Genomic DNA, 16,950 nt, shown 5'->3' on the forward strand with positions numbered 1-16,950 from the left:
ATACACCTGACATCGCTAGCGTCCCTCGCCGGCGTCGCGCCGGTGTGCGAACCATTCGGCGACGAAATCGAGCAGGCCTTTGCGCAGGCCCAGTGCGAAGAACAGGATGACTACGCCGAGCACGATGCCGTGGTACTCGGTGTACCGCGTCACGGTGTCATTGAGCAGCAGCAGCAGCACGGTGCCGACCATCGGCCCCAGGAAGGTCGAGACGCCGCCGAGCATGTTGATGAAGATGGCTTCGCCCGAGATGGTCCAATAGGCGAATTCCGGATAGGCGCCGGAGACGAACAGCGCCATCACCATGCCGCCCATCGCCGCGAACAGCGCCGCCAGCACGAACACGGTGAGCTTTGCGCGCCAGACGTCGATGCCGAGGAAGCTTGCGCGCGCGGCGTTGTCGCGGATCATGCGCAGCGTGTAGCCGAACGGCGATTGCGCGATCTGGCGCATCGCGAGCAGGCCAAGGACAAGGAGCGCGCAGCTCGTGACATAGAGATGGACGTGGTTCGACAGATCGATGCCAAGGAACGCGGGACGCGGGATGCCGCCGCGCAGGCCCTGGTCACCGCCGGTGAAGGACGCCCAGGACAGGATGGTCGAGTGGATCAGCATCTGGAACGCCAGCGTGACGAAGGCAAAGTAGATCTCCTTCAGCCGCACGCAGATCGCGCCGATCACGGCGGCGATGAGCGCCGTGATCACCAGCGTCGCGACGAAGGCGACCGGAATGGGCAGGCCAAGCTTCTGCATGATCAGGCCGAAACTGTAGGCGCCAAGGCCGAAGAACATGCCGTGGCCGAACGAGGTCAGGCCGGTGTAGCCGACCAGGAGGTTCAGCGAGGTCGCGAACAGGCCGTAGGCCGAGCAGCGAATGACGAAATCGAGCAGCGCCTTGCTGCCGGTCAGCAGCGGCAGGCTCGCCAGCACGGCGAAGGCGATCAGCGCGATCAGAACGTCGCGATGGCGGTGAACCGCCGCGCCGCTGCGCACCGGCGCCAGCGCTTGCGCGCGTCCGGCCTCCAGCTCGGTCATGCCGCCTCCTTGCCGAACAGGCCGGTGGGTTTTGAGACCAGCACGATCACCATGAACAGGTACATCAGGCCTTCCGTGAACAGGGGAAAGCCGAGCGAGCCGAACGAGCGGATCAGGCCGATCAGCAGCGCGCCGATCAGGGCGCCCAGGATCGAGCCCATACCGCCGATCACGGTGACGATGAAGGATTCGATCAGCACCGAGAATCCCATACCGGGGGTCAGCGACCGCACCGGCGCGGCAAGTGCACCAGCCAGCCCCGCCAGCATGCCGCCGAGCGCGAACACGCCGCCATAGATCAGGCCGGTGTTGATGCCGAGCGCCGACACCATGCCGGGATTGTGCGCGGCGGCGCGGATCACCTTGCCAATGCGGCTGCGCGACAGCCCAATGCCGAGCACGATGGCCGCGACGAGCGCGACGCCGATCAGCAGCAGGTAATAAGGCGGCACCACGCCGCCGGCGATGAACAGCGGCATCACCTGGAACGCCGCAGGCATGCCCATCGACTTGAACTCGGGGCCCCAGATGATGCGCACGACATCATCGAAGATCAGCACGAAGGCGTAGCAGACGAGGAGCTGCATCAAGACGTCGGCGCCATAGACGCGGCTCATGAAGACGCGCTCGAAGATCAGGCCGAGGATGGCGGTGCCGCCCGCACCCGCCAGCATCGCCAGCGCAAAGCTGTCGGTGAGATGATAGGCCGTCATCGCAAAATAGGCGCCGAACATATAGAAGGCGCCGTGGCTGAAATTGACGACCTTGAGCACACCGAAGATCAGCGTCAGCCCGACCGCGACCAGAAACAGCAGCATGCCGATGATGAGGCCGCTGGTGGTTTGCGTCACCAGGCAGGCGGAGCTGGAGAGGCAGCCGGCGAGCGCGTCGAGATCCACGGGAGCACTTTCATTGCAGCGCGCCGGACCTGGCGCGGAGAATCAAACGAAACAGGCGGAGACGGTTGGCCGCCTCCGCCTCGCGCGCGGTCAGGTGTAGCCCTTGCTCTTCTTCCACTCGGCCTCGAGCTCGAAGATCGTCTTCCAGTCACCGGCCTTGACCTCGGGCACATAAGGCTCCTGCGGGATCGTGGTGCCCCAGCCGATGGCGTAGCCGACGAGGGTGTGATCATCGCCGCGCATGGTCACGGTGCCGTCGGCGCCGAACGGGCACTTGATGGTGAGGCCGGCCAGCACCTCGGCGATCTTCTTGCCGTCGGTGGAGTTCGCCTTCTTGGCGGCTTCGGCCAGGAACATCACCGCGGTCGCGTTCTGCCACGACCAGTTGGTCGGGTACTCGTTGTACTTGGACTTGTAGGCATCGCCCCAGGCGGCATTCTCCGGCGTGGTCGGGAAGGTCTTGATGTAGCGGTTGCCGGAGTGGATGCCCTTGGGCAGGTTCTTCACCACCGTGAGCGCGGTGTAGTCGGCCATGTTGACCGCGAACACCTCCATCTGGCTGAACATCGCGTAGATGTTGGCCTGGTCGATGTACGAGGTGAGATCGCCGCCCCACAGGCAGGAGTACAGCGCCTGCGGCTTGGCCTGGAGGATCTTGGTCACCACTTCGGTGTAGTCGGGCTGGAACAGCTTTGGCCAGGACTCGCTGATGACCTCGACGTCCGGCGCGAAGCGCTTCAGGTATAGCGTGAACTCGCCGGTGGTGTCGCGGCCATAGGCATAGTCCGGCGAACAGGTCGCCCACTTCTTCAGGCCCTTGGCTTTGGAGATCGCCGCTGCATAACTGCCGCCGACGATGGAATCGTGGATGCCCTGGCGCACGCAGCGGAACGCGTTCGGGATGTGCTGCTTCGGATCGGCGGTGAGCGAGGATGCCTCCGAGCAGGTGTGGACGCAGAGCACGCCGAGATCGCGCGCCACCTCGTGCACCGCGAACGATCCGGACGAGGCCTCGCCGTCGATCAGCCATTCGCAGCCATCGGTGTTGACGAGCTCGCGCGCGACGCGCGCGGCTTCCTGCGGCTGGCCCTTGGAATCGCGGATCACCATCTCGATGGGACGCCCGGCAAGGCCGCCGGCGGCATTGACCTTGTCGACCTCGAGCATCACCGCGTTGCGCGAGGACGTGCCGAGCTGCGCCACGCGGCCCGACAGAATCGTCGGCATGCCGACCTTGATCGTCTTGGCCTGGGCGCGCGCCACCCAGGGCGCTGCAACACTCATCGCACCGGCGCCCATCAGCGCCAGCGTTGAACGGCGGCTGATGCCCGGCGTGCGGGTTCTCGTCATTTTTCCCTCCCTCTGTCGGGTCGGCGTTTCCAAATCCCTGTCGGAGATCGTCTCGTCTCCGTGTTCCCAAGGATTTCAGAGGTAGGGGGGTGACGTCAAGCCAAAGATGAATTACGAGTCAGAATTCATCAAGGGAGGAAATGAGGCCGCAACCGGCCCAAAACCCGCACAATGATCAACCTGTCGAGCTTCATCGGCTTTCATGCACGGCGCACGCCGGAGCGGCCCGCGCTGAAATACCGCGGCGAGGAGATCTCCTACGCGGTCTTCGACGCGCGCATCCGGAAAGCGGCCGGCTGGCTGGCCGCGCAGGGCATTGGCGCCGGCGATGTCGTGGCCGTGCTGATGAAGAACAGCGCGGCGTTCCTGGAGCTGGTGTTCGCCACCAGCCATCTCGGCGCGGTTTTTCTGCCGATCAACTTCCGCCTCTCCCGTGACGAGGTCGGCTACATCGCCGGCAATGCCGGCGCGCGCCTTCTGATCGTCGATGAGGAATTGGCCGCGAACGCGGCGGGCGCGAAGATCGTCGTGCTGGACGAAGCCGCCCAGCAGAGCGTTACGCGTCTCGCGGGCGGCGCTGCGGCTGCGCCAATGCACGTCCGCGCGCCGTCCGACCTGATGCGGCTCATGTACACCTCGGGCACGACCGACCGCCCCAAGGGCGTGATGCTGTCTTACGATAATTTCTACTGGAAGTCCGCCGACCAGACCATCGCGCTGGGTCTCAGCGCCAAGACGCGCCTCCTCGTCGTCGGTCCGCTCTATCACGTCGGAGCACTCGACCTGCCTGGCATTGCCGTGCTCTGGCATGGCGGCTTCATCCGCATCGAGCGCAATTTCGAGCCTGAGGCCGCGCTTGCAGCGATTGCGGAGGACAAGCTCAACGCCGCATGGTTCGCGCCGGTCATGACCACGGCGATGCTCACCTGCCCCACCCGCGATCGCTACGACGTCTCCAGCCTGACATGGGCGATCGGCGGCGGCGAGAAGACGCCGGAGCTGCGCATCCGCGCCTTCTCGGAATATTTCCGCAATGCGCGCTACATCGACGCCTATGGCCTCACCGAGACCGTCGGCGGCGACACCTTCATGGAGGCCGGCCGCGAGATCGAGAAGATCGGCTCGACCGGGCGCGCCATCGCCCATGTCGAGATCGAGATCCGCGACGAGGACGGCAGGACGCTGCCGCCGAACGTCAACGGCGAGATCTGCCTGCGCGGGCCGAAGATCACCCGCGGCTACTGGAAGGACCCGGAGAAGACGGCTGCGGCTTTCTTCGGCGACTGGTTCCGCAGCGGCGACGTCGGCTATCTCGACGACGAGGGCTTTCTGTATCTGACCGATCGCAAGAAGGACATGATCATCTCCGGCGGCGAGAACATCGCCTCCTCCGAGGTCGAACGCGTCATCTACGAGCTATCAGAGGTGCGCGAGGTCGCGGTGATCGGCCTGCGCGATGCGCGCTGGGGCGAGCGGCCCGTCGCCATCGTCGTGCTGGCGGAAGGTGCGAGCCTCGAGCTCCCTGCCCTTACCGAACATTGCCGCGCGCGGCTGGCGAGCTTCAAGGTGCCGAAGCAGCTCGTCGTCCGCGACAGCCTGCCGCGCAACCCGAGCGGAAAGATCCTCAAGCGCGTGCTGCGCGCCGAGCTGGAGACGTCTGAATGACGCAAGCGAATGCCAAGGTCACAAAGCTCAACCGCGTCGAGCGCAACGCCTGGACGAAGCAGAAGATCTTTGACGCCGCGACCAAGGTCGTCGGCAAGCATGGTTATGCCGAAGCCTCCGTCGCCCGCATCACCGAGCAGGCCGGCGTCGCGCAAGGCACCTTCTACAATCATTTCGAGAACCGCCAGGAGCTGCTCGACCAGCTGCTGCCCAAGATCGGCCTCGACATGGTCCAGTTCATCCGCGCCCGCACCGGCAATGCGCACGCGGCGCGGCAGGAGATCGAGCGCTTCTCCGCCTTCTTCGATTTCATCCGCGAGGTGCCGGAATTCCTGCGCATCCTCAACGAGGCGGAATTTTTTGCCCCGATCGGCTACCAAAAACATCTCGACAACATCTCGGTCGCCTATGTGCGCATCCTGCGCCGCGCCCGCCTTGCGGGCGCGATCGGGGATTACAGCGACGAGGAATTCGAGGCGATCGTCCACATGCTGATGGGCGCGCGCGGTTATCTCAGCCGCCGCTACTCCTATTCGGAAGGCGGCGTCACCGCCGTGCCCGACCACGTCATCTCCGCCTATCGCAAGCTGATGACGCGCGGCCTGTTCAGTTCATCGGGAGATCAGGAAACGCCATGAACATCGCATCTCCCCACCACCCGCTCGACATCGCCTCGGCGATCGCGGAAGGCGACATCCGCTGCCTCCTGATGGTGCTGGTGCACATGACCGGCGAGGCGCGCTGGCTCGAGCCGCCGTACTTGCCCAAGCGCGACATCCGCCTCATTCCCGATCCCGAAGCCGGCGTTCCGAAGGAGATCCAGGACGAAATCCGCACCGCGGTGGTCAACCTCTTCGCCAATGGCTCGCCGCAGCCGGTCATCACCGACCCCGGCGAAGAGCTGCTCTTGAAGATGATGCGCGCCTGCCTCGGCGAGAACGTCGCGCCGGAATATGCGCCCCTGATGCGCGAGGAGATGGGCTTTGTGCCGCGCGAGACACGATGGACGACGCGTCCTTCCGACGACAAGCTCGCGGAGCAGCACGTTCTGATCGTCGGCGCCGGCGTCTGCGCCATCGCGCTCGGCGTGGCGCTCGGTCATCTCGGCATCCCCTACACCATCGTCGAGAAGAACGACGAGCTCGGCGGCACCTGGTGGATCAACCGCTATCCCGGCTGCGGCGTCGATACACCGAACCATTCCTATTCGTATTCGTTCGGCTCGCGCAACGCATGGACGCGGTACTTCTGCCAGCGCGAGGAGCTGCTCGGCTATCTCCTGAAGGTCGCCGATGAATACGGCATCCGCAAGCATCTGCGCGTCAACACCGAGCTGACCTCGTCGCGCTGGGACGAAGGCAAGAGGCGCTGGATTTCCACGCTCAGGACCAAGGACGGAGAAGAGACCTTCGAATCCACCGCGCTGGTCAGCGCGATCGGCCAGCTCAACGATCCCTCCCGCGCGCGCTTCAAAGGCGAAGAAAGCTTCAAGGGCACGATCCTGCATTCGGCGCTATGGTCCGGCGATATCGATCTCGACGGCAAGCACGTCGCCGTGATCGGCACCGGCGCGACCGCGATGCAGCTGGTGCCGGCGATTGCCGGCCGTGTTGCCTCGGTCACCGTCTATCAGCGCAGCGCGCAATGGGCGCGGCCGGTGAAGGGCTATTCCGACCCGATCAGCGAGGGCGCGCGCTGGCTGCTGGCGCATCTGCCGTTCTATGTGCAGTGGTATCGCTTCAACATGTTCTGGCGCTATGGCGACGGCCTGCTGCCGTTCCTGCGCAAGGACCCGGCCTGGCCGCATCCGGAGCGCGCCGTCAACAAGGGCAACGACCGGCACCGGCAGGAATTGACCGACTTCATCCTGACCGAGCTGAAGGACCGCCCCGACCTGATCGAAAAATGCGTGCCGACCTATCCGCCTTACGGCAAGCGCATCCTGCTCGACAACAACTGGTTCAAGACGTTGACGCGACCGAACGTGGAGCTCGTCACCGACGCGATCGACCGTTTCGACCAGGGCGGCATCGTCACCGCGGACGGCAAGCACCGCCCCGCGGATATCATCGTGGTCGCGACCGGCTTCAAGGTCACGGAGATGGCGGCGCGCCTGAACATCAGCGGCCGCAACGGCAAGAATTTGCGCGAGGCCTGGGGCAACGACAACCCAACCGCGTTCCTCGGTCTCACCGTGCCTGATTTCCCCAACTTCTTCTGCATGCTCGGCCCGAACTCAGGTCCCGCGCATGGCGGCAGCGTCATCTTCCAGTCGGAGTGCCAGAGCCGCTACATCTCGGCGTGTCTTGCCGACATGATCGCGCGCGATGTCGCAGCGATCGACGTCCGTCCGGACGTGCTCGACGATTACGTCCGCAAGGTCGACGCCGAGCACGAGGGCATGATCTGGACCCATCCGGGCATGACGACTTACTATCGCAACTCAAGCGGCCGCGTGTTTTCCGCGATGCCCTGGCGCTTCGTGGATTACTGGCGCATGACGCATGATCCGGATCTTGGGCAGTACAGGCTGACGAAGGCGTAGAGTTGATGGCGCCCACAACGTCGGCGCACCCTCTCTCCACGTCGTCATTGCGAGCGCAGCGAAGCAATCCAGAATCTTTGCGTGGAGATACTCTGGATTGCTTCGCTACGCTCGCAATGACGGAACTGGCGGCCCGTCTACGCCGCGAGCCCGGTCTCCACCGGAGCGAACTCCAGCCCGAGGCTTTCGGCCACCGCCTTGTTGGTGATGCGGCCACGGTGGACATTCAGGCCGTTGCGCAAATGCGGGTTCTCCAGCACCGCCGCAAAACCCTTGTTCGCGAGCATCAGGCCGAACGGCAGCGTCGCATTGTTCAGGGCCTGGCTCGACGTGACAGGCACCGCACCCGGCATGTTGGCGACGCAATAATGCACGATGCCGTCGACCTCGTAGGTCGGGTCCGTGTGCGTGGTCGCATGCGACGTCTCGAAGCAACCGCCCTGGTCGATGGCGACGTCGACCAGCACGGCGCCCGGCCGCATCGATTTCAGCATCGCGCGCGTGACGAGTTTGGGCGCGCTCGCGCCCGGCACCAGCACCGCACCGATCACGACGTCGGCGGCAAAGACCTCCTCCTCGACCGCCTCGATGGTTGAAAAGCGGGTGCGCACCCGTCCGAGAAAGACATCATCCAGCTCGCGCAGCCGGGGAATCGAGCGATCGATCACCGTGACCTCCGCGCCAAGGCCCGCGGCCATGCGCGCGGCCTGTGTTCCCACCACGCCGCCGCCGAGCACGACGACCCGCGCCGGCTGCACGCCGGGCACGCCGCCCAGCAAAAGCCCGCGACCGCCGGCCGACCGCTTGAGCGCGGCGCCAGCGGCCTCGATGGCGAGGCGGCCGGCGACTTCGCTCATCGGCGCAAGCAGGGGGAGGTGACCGGCCGCGTCGGTGACGGTTTCATAGGCGATCGCCGTACAGCCGGAGGCGAGCAAGCCCTTGGCCTGTTCGGGATCCGGTGCAAGATGGAGGTAAGTAAACAGGATCTGGCTTTCGCGAAGCTGGGTCCATTCGCTCTTCTGCGGCTCCTTCACCTTCACGATCATGTCGGAGCTGGCGAAGACGTCGCGGGCGCTCCCGGCGATCTCCGCCCCTGCCCGCCGATAGACCTCGTCCGAAGCACCGATGCCGCTGCCAGCGCCTGTCTCGACCGTCACCTGATGCCCGGCCGCGACATATTCACGGACCGCGCCCGGGGTGAGCCCGACGCGATATTCCTGCACCTTGATCTCCTTGGGCACACCGACACGCATCCTGGGCTCCTTCCAACGTCTTGATTCACCTCGCCATGGTAGCGACGGGTCCAGTTTGGTTTCGTGCAAATATCAGCTAGTTTCGCGATCTCCGCGCCGGTTTCCGGCGCCGAAGTGCCCTTTCACGCTGGAAACGAAACATTGGCCCTCGACCGGAAAGATCTCGCCATCCTCGCGGAACTCACGACCAACGCGCGGGCCAGCCACACCGAGCTTGCCAACAAGGTCGGACTATCCAGCACGGCGCTGGCGCGGCGGCAGAAGGCGCTGGAGGACGACGGCTACATCCAGGCCTATCAGGCCGCGCTCGACCTGGCGCAGTTCGGCCTCACCACGACGGTGCTGGTGCGCATTGCGCTGGAGAGCCAGAGCGACGAAGCGCTGAAAGCGTTCGAGGCGGAGGTGGTGAAATGCCCCTCCGTCGTGCGTTGCTTCCTGATGTCGGGCACCGACGACTACATCCTGATCGTGCTCGCGCGCGACATCCAGGATTTCGAGCGCATCCACCGCACCGAGCTGTCACGCCTGCCGCGCGTCGCGCGGGTGCAATCGAGCTTTGCGCTGCGCGAAGTCGTCAACCGCGCGGTGCCGACGGTGGTGTTCAGCGAGGCCAAGCGGTAGCGGACTTCTCCCTCTCCCCGTTCTTACGGGGCCGCGCCGAGCTTCGCTCGCGCTGAGAGCGTTGGAGTGAGGGGCTGCACCCACAAAGGCGGTGATAGTCGGACTCGCGGAAGCTCCTCCTCGCCCGGATTGCTGCGCAATCCGCCTCTCCCCGCAAGCGGGGAGAGGCGAAACGCCAGCCGCAGCTCCTGTCATCCAACTGTCATCGAATGTGCCGAGAGCTGTGTCTCCAGTACATTCGGGACAGATAATGGACTATTTCAAGCGCTTCAACTTCCTGTTCGCCGCACCCGTGTTCGACGCCGACGACCTCGAAGGCGTCCGCTTCAACCAGATCATCGAGGAAATCCAGCGCTCCGGCTTCGAGGTCGTCCGGGCCCGCAAGCTGGAGGACGCGGAGATCGCGGTGCAGACCGACGCCGCGATCGGCTGCATGGTGGTGGACTGGGGCAAGAAGGGCCTGGAGGGCAAGACCTCGGCGCTGATTAATTTGATGCGGCGCCGCGGCCTCGACTTCCCGATCATCCTCCTGATCCGGCGCAAGCGGTTCGAGGATCTGCCGGTCGAGGTGCTCGACTTCATCGACGGCTATGTCTTCCTCTCCGAGGAGACGCCGACCTTCATCGCCAAGAACCTGATCAGCCGGCTCAAGCAATATGCCGAGACGCTGAAGACGCCGTTCTTCGGCGCGTTGGTCGACTATGCCGAGGAAGGCAACCAGCTCTGGACCTGTCCGGGCCACAATGGCGGCGTGTTCTACAATCGCAGCCCCATCGGCCGGGTGTTCGTCGAGCATCTCGGCGAATCCGTGTTCCGCGACGACCTCGACAATTCCGTGCTCGACCTCGGCGACCTCCTCACCCATGAGGGCCCGGCGCTGAAGGCGCAGAAGGAAGCCGCCCAGATCTTCGGCGCGGAGAAGACCTATTTCGTGCTCAATGGCACCTCGACCTCGAACAAGGTCGCGCTCGGCGCGCTCGTCACCGACGGCGACCTCGTGCTGTTCGACCGCAACAACCACAAGGCCGCCCATCACGGCGCGCTGATGATCAATGGCGGCATCCCGGTCTACGTCCCGACCATCCGCAACGCCTGGGGCCTGATCGGCCCGATGCGCTGGGACATGCTCGACGAGAAGGCCCTGCGCGAGGCGATCCGCAGCCATCCGCTGGTCAGGGATCGCGACGCCTGGCGCAAGGAACGGCCGTTCCGCGTCGCCGTGGTCGAGCAGTGCACCTATGACGGCTCGATCCACAGCGCCGAGATGATCCTGAAGCGCATCGGCCATCTCTGCGAATACATCCTGTTCGACGAGGCCTGGGCCGGCTTCATGAAATTCCACCCCCTCTATGCCGGCCGCTTCGCCATGGGCCTCGCGAACCTTCCCCCGGAAGCGCCCGGCATCATCGCGACGCAGTCGACCCACAAGCAGCTCGCGAGCTTCTCGCAGGCCTCGCAAATCCACATCAAGGACCGTCACATCCGCGGCCAGAAGCGGCGGGTCGAGCACCGCCGCTTCAACGAAAGCTTCATGCAGCACGCTTCCACGTCACCGTTCTACCCGCTGTTCGCATCCCTCGACGTCGGCGCGCAGATGATGAAGGGGCGCTCCGGCGAAGTGCTGTGGGACGACACGATCCGGCTCGGCATCGAGCTGCGCAAGAAGATCCGCGCGATGCGGCGTGAGTTCGAGGAGAAGGAGCAGAACCCCGATCGGCGCTGGTTCTTCGAGCCCTTCGTCCCGGATCGCGTCGCCATCCCCGACGTCAGCCGCCCCGGCGCCGCCCACAACGTCGCCTGGGAGACGCTGTCCACCGACGAGCTCGCCACCAATCCCGCCTTGTGGCAACTCTCTCCGGATACCAACTGGCACGGCTTTCCCGATCTCGCGGAAGGCTTTGCCATGACCGATCCGAACAAGCTGACGCTGCTCACGCCTGGCTTCGATCGCACCACCGGCGCCTATGCCGAGCACGGCATCCCCGCCCCCGTCGTCGCGCAATATCTGCGCGAGAACCGCATCGTGCCCGAGAAGAACGACCTCAACTCCCTGCTCTTCCTGCTCACTCCCGGCGTCGAGGCGAGCAAGGCCGGCACGCTGATCTCCGGCCTCGTCGCCTTCAAGAGGCTGCACGACGACAATGCGTTGCTGGCGGACGCAATCCCGGAATTCTACCAGCGGCGGCAGGCGCGCTATGCCGGCGTGCGGCTGCGCGATCTCTGCGGCGACATGCACCGTTTCTTCCGCGCCGCCGATGTCAGCGCGCTCCAGGCGCGGCAGTTCATGCCCGAGCACATGCCTGAGATCGCGATGTCGCCCCGCGATGCCGCCCGCTATTTGTTCCGCAACGACGTCGACTATCTGCCGATCGCGGCGATCGCGGGCCGCATCGCCACCACGCCCTTCGTGGTCTATCCGCCCGGCATCGCCACCATCGTGCCCGGCGAGCGGCTGACGGAACGCGCCAAGCCCATGGTCGACTATCTCAAGATGTTCGAGACCTGCTTCAACACGTTCCCGGGCTTCGACGTCGAAATCCAGGGCGTCTACAAGGAGATCGATGCGCAGGGCCGTATCGGGCTCTATACTTACGTCGTTGCCGAGTAGGTGCCGATGAACGAAACAGCCGCAATCCGCGCGGATGACGAGCCGGTCCAGGTCCGCCCCTCGCGCGAGAGCGATGTCGAGGCGATGCTGGCGATCTACCGCCATCATGTCCGCAACGGCGTGCCGCGCGATGTCGAGGGAACCGGCGCGCCGGAGCCGGACGATCTGCGCGACCGGCGCAAGAACCTGAAGCAGACCCGCCTGCCGCATCTGGTCGCGACCTATCGCGGCGAGGTGGTCGGCTACGCCTATGCGGTGCTGTTCCGCAAGCGCCCGGCCTATCGCTACACCGCCAAGCACTCGATCTACGTCCACCACGCGCGTCTCGGCCGCGGCGTCGGACGGCTATTGCTCCAGGAGCTGGTCGATGTTTGTGCGGCGGCCGGCTTCCGCCAGATGATCGGCTATATCGACGCCGACAACGCGCCCTCGCTGGCGCTGCACGAAAAGTTCGGTTTCGCGCGCGCCGGCCTGCTCTGCGGCGTTGCCTACCGGCACGGCCGCTGGTCCGACACCGTCATGGTGCAACGCTCGCTCGGCGCGGGCGCAACCGCGCCGCCGCCGGCAACGGCACCCGGCCGGTAAGCCTTACGAGGGGAAGTCGGCCGGTCTGACGTGGATGCGATCGGCATGCAGCGACCAGTCACACAACGCCTGGTCCTTGCAAAACCGCGCCTTCGCCCGTTCCCTGGCCTCGTCCTCGTCGGCGGCGTCGATCTCGAGCGTGCCCTGGCAGACCTCGATCTGCCGGCCGTACTCCCCGAGCACGTCCTTCATGAACCTGACGACATAAGTGGACATGGGACCTCCTGCTGCCTCGGCAGCACTCTAATCCCATTTACCCGGTTTCGGGGAGGCAGATTTTGACCGGGATCAAGGCCGGCAACGGTTCCCGCCGCCGAACCAGGCGCCGGTTCGATCCGTGAGCCGCCCCGCCTGGAGCCTCGCGAAAGCCGCGCGCGACACCGGGCGCACGGGCCGACATCAACCATTACGTCGTGATATCGAGCAGCGATTCTGTCGTCTCGGCGTAAGCTTGAATGACCTTCGCATTGGCAATGAAGCTGTACTTCGCGGTCGCCAGTTCAACGAATTCGCCGGCGAGATCGACATTCGGCGCTGCGACCAGGCCGTCCTCGTTTGCGAAGGGAGCGCTCGGATCCGACTGTGCGATATAGCTCGGCGAAACCGCCGACACGGTCGCGACCGTACCGCCCGGCGTCGAGCCGCTCGATTGGGAGACCTGATCGACTCGCAGCGGCACATAGGCCGCGGGAAACGTCGGAGCTATGCCCGCACCGGCCGATGTGCTCGATCCGCCTGACGCTGGCAGCGGGCCGGTCGTGTTGATATTGGCGATGTTGCTCGCGGCCACGCTCACGCGCAGGCTCGCCGCAGAAAGTCCGGACGTCGCAATCGAAAATATGCTCATGGCCTTTCATCTACAGGACAAGCAATACGCGTTCCCTCACGCAATCGATAAGATGCGCCACTTTGTATTTTCATCGCGGTAACCAATGACTGGAGCGCAATCAAACGTCGTGCGCGTCCCTACCCCGGCATCACGCCGAACGCCTGCTTGAAGCGCTCGGCGTAGCGCGGCCAGACCTCGGGATTGATGATGCGCGGCGGGCGCTTGCCGTCGAGCGTGTCCAGCACCTGCTCGGCGGCGATGCGGCCCATGTTCTGGCGCGCCTCGGTCGTCACGCCCGCGGTATGCGGGCTCGCCAGCACGTTGTCGAACTGGAGCAGCGGATGCTCGGGCGGCGGCGGCTCCTTGGACCAGACGTCGAGACCGGCCCCCGCAATGCGCTTGTCGCGCAGCGCCTGGAGCAGCGCGTCCTCGTCGTGGATGAAGCCGCGCGCGGTGGTGATGAAATAGGCATGCGGCTGCATCAGCGCGAATTCACGCACGCTGATCATGTTGCGGCTGCCCTTGTTGAGCGGGCAGGAGATCGAGACGAAGTCGGCGCGGCGCAGCAGCTCGTCGAGCTCGACCTTCTCACCGCCGCGCTCGGCCATCACTTCGGCGGTTAGATACGGGTCATAGGCCAGCACCTTCATGCCGAGCAGGCCCTTGCACAGCGCGGCGATGCGGCGGCCGACATTGCCGAGGCCGATGATGCCGACGGTCTTGTGCTCGACCTCGTTGCCGACGAGGTCGTTGCGGTTGACGTCGCGCTCGCGGCGCAAGCGACGGTCGGACTGGATGATGCGCTTGGACAGCGTCAGCATCATCGCCAGCGCGTGCTCGGCGACCGAATGGGCGTTGCCGCCGGACTGGTTGACGACCAGCACGCCCGCATCCGTACAGGCTTCGACGTCAACGGGATCGAAGCCCGCGCCGTTGCTGGAGACGAGCAGCAAATTCGGCGTCCGTTTCAGGAAGGCGGCATCGACATGGAAGTGCGGGGCGAGCTCGTCGCGGGCCGCGCCGATCTGGTAGACATGGGCGGCCGAGAGGATCGGCGCATAGAAGTCTTCGGGGCTCTCGTTCTCGATGCGGTCGAGCCGGACGTCGGGCCGCGCCTTGAGGATGTCGATATAGATCGGATTGGCCAGATATTTGACGTAGAAGACGCGCTTGTTGTTGACGGACATCAGGACCCTTCCGGCTCTCTCGAGGAGGTCCACAAGGTCAGCGCGGCGCGCGCCCGTCCATGCCTTCCTCCCAATTTCTCATTGTCGCCGCTTATGACATGGCGGTGCCGGCCACGGCAGGCCGCCTGGCGCAGATCACGGTGCCGGCCCGGACATGTTGACAATCCCGCGGCCTGCGTCAAGTTCGGCGGATCGCCGCGACGGCCAGAGCAATGGCAAAGACCAAGAAGCATGCGCGGCCCAAGGAATACGCCAAGGGAGAGCGCAATGGCGATTGCGGAACAGCCGACCTCGACGCAGGGGTCCGGCGACGGGAGCTGGCACGGCATCGTCCTGCAGACCTTGAAGCGGAACGAGATCAGCCTGATCCCTTACGTGCCCGACCGCGTGCTGACGCCGCTGATCAAGAACCTGCATGCCGATCCCTTCTTCACCACCTTCGCCACCGCCCGCGAGGAGGAAGCCGTCGGCATCGTCTCGGGCGCCTGGATGGGCGGACGGCGCGGCGCGGTGCTGATGCAGACCTCGGGCTTTGCCACGCTCGCCAACGTGCTGGCCTCGCTCGCGGTGCCCTACCAGATCCCGCTGATCATGTTCGTGTCCGAGCGCGGCACGCTCGGCGAGTTCAACTACGGCCAGTCGCTGGTCTGCCGCACCATGCGCCCGGTGCTGGATTCGCTGGCGCTGGAGCACCACACCATCACCCGGCTCGACGAGCTCGAATTCATCGCCGACCGCTCGATCAAGCAGGCGGTCACCACGCAGGCGCCGGTGGCCTTGATCCTCAACCCGCTGCTCACCGGCGGCAAGGTTTTCGACAAGTGAGGCCAGCGATGAACACGCGCAACACCAAGGTGATGAACCGCTTCGACGTGACTTCGCGCCTGATCGCAAAGCTCAAGCACGAGGAGGCCGTGATCGGCGGCATCGGCAACACCAATTTCGACCTCTGGGCCGCCGGCCACCGCCCGCAGAACTTCTACATGCTGGGCAGCATGGGGCTCGCCTTCCCGATCGCCCTCGGCGTCGCGCTGGCGCAACCCGAGCGCCGCGTCTTCGCGCTCGAAGGCGACGGCTCGCTCTTGATGCAGCTCGGCGCGCTCTCGACGATTGCGGCGTTGAAGCCGAAAAACCTGATCATGATCGTGATGGACAACGGCATCTACCAGATCACCGGCGCGCAGCCGACGCCGGCCGCTGACGTCGCCGATATCGTCGCCATCGCCGCCGGCTCGGGGCTCGCCAACAGCGCCTGGGCCGCCGACGAGGAGGATTTCGAGCGCCTGGTCGAGAAGGCCATGTCGGCTAACGAGCCCAGCCTGATAGCGGTCCGCATCGACGACAAGCCGGGCGCCGGCACCACCCGGCGCGATCCCGTGCAGATCCGGGAGCGTTTCATGCAGGGCCTTGGCGTGCGCGAGCCACTTTAACGTTTCGTCATTAACTACACGGCGATCTGATCCGCAGCCCGCGCAGGCCCTGCAAAACCGTGCTAAGCGGTGTGGATGTCCATTTATGTTCGCGCCTTTGCCTGGCTGCTCGCCGTCGCCGTGAGCTTTGCAACCCTCGGTCCGCCCGGCCTGCGCCCCCATTCCGACCTCGGCCAGGACGGCGAGCATGCGCTCGCCTTCATCCTGGTCGGGCTGGCCTTCGGCCTCGCCTATCGGAAGCGACGCCTGGCAGCGGCGGCCACCTCGGTCATCCTGATCGGCCTGCTCGAGCTGATGCAGTTCTGGACGCCGGGACGCCATGCACGGCTGGAGGATTTTCTGGTCGATGCCGCCACCGGCTGCGCCGGCTTCGCGCTCGCAGCCGCAGCCGATTGGGTCATGACACGGCTACGCCCCAGCGTATCCGTCACAAGCGAAGGCCCCGCGGAGTGACGCTCCGCAGGGCCCGTTTTCACTCAACGCTCATGCCGGTCAGTCGATGATCTTGACGACGCGGCGGGTCCGCGGCTCGACGATGACGCGGCGGTCGTTCACGACCGCATAGCGATATTCGGTGTAGTTCGGCACGGGACGCAGCACCACGGTCGGGGGCAGCGGCTCGCCGACCACGACGCGCTCGTGGATCACGACAGAGTCATCGCGCGGGATTCCGCCCAGGATCGCATTCGGGATTTCGAGGCCGGCGCCGACGGCCGCACCGACGGTGCCGCCGACCATCGCTCCGACCGGGCCACCGATATCGCCGCCCGCGCGTGCGCCGTTCCTCGCGCCCTCTTCGGTCGTCGACTGAGCAAAGGCCGCACTCGACGCCAGCAGGGACGCGGCAGCCAACGAAATCGCAAGACGGGTTTTCATGCGCTTATCTCTCCAGTGATTGTCATGCACTCCCAACCCGCGGGAGCGGACCATTGTTCCGGTTCCC

The 16,950-nt window shown here is 65.3% G+C and carries 17 protein-coding genes; 9 read left to right on the forward strand and 8 right to left on the reverse strand.

Features of this window, described 5'->3' with window-relative positions; all coding sequences use genetic code 11:
- Nucleotides 1-15 precede the first annotated feature (15 nt).
- The 3 genes from EI171_RS32080 to EI171_RS32090 all read right to left on the reverse strand — a co-directional run bounded on the left by EI171_RS32080 (nt 16) and on the right by EI171_RS32090 (nt 3,284).
- On the reverse strand, nt 16-1,035 hold the full coding sequence (locus EI171_RS32080) for a branched-chain amino acid ABC transporter permease (protein ID WP_161535706.1): 1,020 nt from the start codon (nt 1,033-1,035) through the stop codon (nt 16-18).
- Nucleotides 1,032-1,934: a branched-chain amino acid ABC transporter permease gene (locus tag EI171_RS32085; protein ID WP_011085968.1), complete on the reverse strand. Its 903-nt coding sequence runs from the start codon at nt 1,932-1,934 to the stop codon at nt 1,032-1,034. The genes EI171_RS32080 and EI171_RS32085 overlap by 4 nt, the downstream gene beginning before the upstream one ends.
- Nucleotides 1,935-2,024: 90 nt before the next feature.
- Nucleotides 2,025-3,284, reverse strand: a complete 1,260-nt coding sequence (locus EI171_RS32090) for an ABC transporter substrate-binding protein (RefSeq protein ID WP_028172189.1) — start codon at nt 3,282-3,284, stop codon at nt 2,025-2,027.
- Between the two features lie 171 nt (nt 3,285-3,455).
- On the opposite strand from EI171_RS32090, the gene EI171_RS32095 reads away from it, so the two are divergent.
- The 3 genes from EI171_RS32095 to EI171_RS32105 are packed head-to-tail and all read left to right on the forward strand — an operon-like array spanning nt 3,456 to nt 7,494.
- The gene (locus tag EI171_RS32095; protein ID WP_161535707.1) at nt 3,456-4,949 is read left to right on the forward strand and encodes an AMP-binding protein; all 1,494 of its coding nucleotides are present in this window, start codon (nt 3,456-3,458) and stop codon (nt 4,947-4,949) included.
- Nucleotides 4,946-5,587: a TetR/AcrR family transcriptional regulator gene (locus EI171_RS32100; RefSeq protein ID WP_161535708.1), complete on the forward strand. Its 642-nt coding sequence runs from the start codon at nt 4,946-4,948 to the stop codon at nt 5,585-5,587. Before EI171_RS32095 ends, EI171_RS32100 begins: the two co-directional genes overlap by 4 nt.
- Nucleotides 5,584-7,494: an NAD(P)/FAD-dependent oxidoreductase gene (locus EI171_RS32105; protein ID WP_161535709.1), complete on the forward strand. Its 1,911-nt coding sequence runs from the start codon at nt 5,584-5,586 to the stop codon at nt 7,492-7,494. The genes EI171_RS32100 and EI171_RS32105 overlap by 4 nt, the downstream gene beginning before the upstream one ends.
- 137 nt (nt 7,495-7,631) lie before the next feature.
- Here the strand turns inward: EI171_RS32105 and ald are convergent, their stop codons facing one another.
- A complete protein-coding gene (ald, locus tag EI171_RS32110; RefSeq protein ID WP_161535710.1) occupies nt 7,632-8,747 on the reverse strand; it encodes an alanine dehydrogenase in 1,116 nt (371 codons plus the stop codon).
- 141 nt (nt 8,748-8,888) lie between these two features.
- On the opposite strand from ald, the gene EI171_RS32115 reads away from it, so the two are divergent.
- The 3 genes from EI171_RS32115 (at nt 8,889) to EI171_RS32125 (ending at nt 12,561) form a co-directional block, all read left to right on the forward strand.
- On the forward strand, nt 8,889-9,368 hold the full coding sequence (locus tag EI171_RS32115) for an Lrp/AsnC family transcriptional regulator (protein WP_028172194.1): 480 nt from the start codon (nt 8,889-8,891) through the stop codon (nt 9,366-9,368).
- A gap of 250 nt (nt 9,369-9,618) precedes the next feature.
- Nucleotides 9,619-11,976 carry an Orn/Lys/Arg decarboxylase N-terminal domain-containing protein gene (locus EI171_RS32120; protein ID WP_161535711.1) on the forward strand — a complete coding sequence of 786 codons (2,358 nt, stop codon included), beginning with the start codon at nt 9,619-9,621 and terminating at the stop codon, nt 11,974-11,976.
- 6 nt (nt 11,977-11,982) lie between these two features.
- On the forward strand, nt 11,983-12,561 hold the full coding sequence (locus EI171_RS32125) for a GNAT family N-acetyltransferase (RefSeq protein ID WP_161535712.1): 579 nt from the start codon (nt 11,983-11,985) through the stop codon (nt 12,559-12,561).
- Nucleotides 12,562-12,564: 3 nt separating this feature from the next.
- Here EI171_RS32125 and EI171_RS32130 read toward each other — a convergent pair whose 3' ends face one another.
- From EI171_RS32130 to EI171_RS32140, 3 genes are all read right to left on the reverse strand, one after another.
- Nucleotides 12,565-12,777 (reverse strand): hypothetical protein, encoded by a 213-nt coding sequence (locus EI171_RS32130; RefSeq protein WP_028172197.1) that lies wholly within the window; start codon nt 12,775-12,777, stop codon nt 12,565-12,567.
- A 190-nt stretch (nt 12,778-12,967) separates the two neighbouring features.
- Nucleotides 12,968-13,408: a flagellar basal body rod protein FlgC gene (locus EI171_RS32135; RefSeq protein ID WP_161535713.1), complete on the reverse strand. Its 441-nt coding sequence runs from the start codon at nt 13,406-13,408 to the stop codon at nt 12,968-12,970.
- A gap of 119 nt (nt 13,409-13,527) precedes the next feature.
- Nucleotides 13,528-14,577, reverse strand: a complete 1,050-nt coding sequence (locus EI171_RS32140; protein ID WP_161535714.1) for a hydroxyacid dehydrogenase — start codon at nt 14,575-14,577, stop codon at nt 13,528-13,530.
- Nucleotides 14,578-14,844: 267 nt separating this feature from the next.
- Here EI171_RS32140 and EI171_RS32145 point away from each other — a divergent pair, with 267 nt between their 5' ends.
- The 3 genes from EI171_RS32145 to EI171_RS32155 all read left to right on the forward strand — a co-directional run bounded on the left by EI171_RS32145 (nt 14,845) and on the right by EI171_RS32155 (nt 16,460).
- On the forward strand, nt 14,845-15,402 hold the full coding sequence (locus tag EI171_RS32145; protein WP_161535715.1) for a thiamine pyrophosphate-binding protein: 558 nt from the start codon (nt 14,845-14,847) through the stop codon (nt 15,400-15,402).
- A gap of 8 nt (nt 15,403-15,410) precedes the next feature.
- Nucleotides 15,411-16,007 (forward strand): thiamine pyrophosphate-dependent enzyme, encoded by a 597-nt coding sequence (locus tag EI171_RS32150; RefSeq protein WP_161535716.1) that lies wholly within the window; start codon nt 15,411-15,413, stop codon nt 16,005-16,007.
- 75 nt (nt 16,008-16,082) lie between these two features.
- Nucleotides 16,083-16,460, forward strand: coding sequence for a VanZ family protein (locus EI171_RS32155; RefSeq protein WP_161535717.1), 378 nt, complete (start codon nt 16,083-16,085; stop codon nt 16,458-16,460).
- A gap of 39 nt (nt 16,461-16,499) precedes the next feature.
- Here EI171_RS32155 and EI171_RS32160 read toward each other — a convergent pair whose 3' ends face one another.
- Nucleotides 16,500-16,883 (reverse strand): DUF1236 domain-containing protein, encoded by a 384-nt coding sequence (locus EI171_RS32160; protein ID WP_028172203.1) that lies wholly within the window; start codon nt 16,881-16,883, stop codon nt 16,500-16,502.
- Nucleotides 16,884-16,950 lie beyond the last annotated feature (67 nt).

It is taken from the genome of Bradyrhizobium sp. LCT2, from assembly GCF_009931255.1.
Taxonomy (GTDB): domain Bacteria; phylum Pseudomonadota; class Alphaproteobacteria; order Rhizobiales; family Xanthobacteraceae; genus Bradyrhizobium; species Bradyrhizobium diazoefficiens.